Genomic DNA, 747 nt, shown 5'->3' with positions numbered 1-747 from the left:
CTTCGCCGGTTTCCCATCCCCGTTTGCTGACCCCGCTGTTTTTGTGGCAGGGGGGCTGGCTGATGGCGCTTTCCTCGCTGCATAACCAGCCCCATCAGCATGTGGCGGCGTCGTTACTGGTCGGGCTGGACAAGGATATCCGGGTGACCTGCGAGGGCCGTGAGGAAAACGCCCGGGCCGTGCTGGTGGCGCCGGAGTGCCAGCAAAGCCTGCACAGCGATGGCCCGGTGGCGATCCTGCATCTCGACCCGGACGAGCCGGCCTGGCGATCCCTGGCCCTGCAGCAGCCCCTGCCGGCGTCGCGTCAGCAGTGGCTCAGCGATACCTTGCGGTCCCTGTGTCGAATGGACATCGCCGCTGCTCAAGTCGCCACTTTCCTGGCGCAACTGCGTCAATTAGCGTCCCCGCCGCCGCTGGATGCCCGCATTGCTGCCAGCTGTGCCTGGCTGCGCGAGGCGCCGGAGCCGGCGCCCACCATGGCAACGGTGGCGCAGCAGGCCGGGCTGTCCGAATCCCGCTTTCGTCATCTTTTTCGTGAACAAACCGGCGTGACGTTCAAGCGTTATCTTCTGCACCTCAAGTGCCAGCGGGCCCTGTCCCTGTGGCACAGCGGCATGAATTTCACCGAGCTGGCGGTGCTCGCCGGCTTTTACGATCAGCCCCACCTCAACCGGACACTTCGTGCCATGTTCGACGCCCTGCCGTCGGGGTATGCTCGGGGTCAAACCGTGCAGGTAGTGTCCCTGT

1 protein-coding gene is annotated in these 747 nt (G+C 65.3%); it reads left to right on the top strand.

The annotated features are described in order from the left end of the window. Positions 1–747: AraC family transcriptional regulator (locus A3754_RS24110; protein ID WP_063521554.1), on the top strand; the 747-nt coding region annotated here is incomplete at both ends.

The organism is Alcanivorax sp. HI0083, assembly GCF_001635175.1.
The sequence above is the reverse complement of the archived record's forward strand: the minus strand, read 5'-3'. Positions and strand labels throughout refer to the sequence as shown.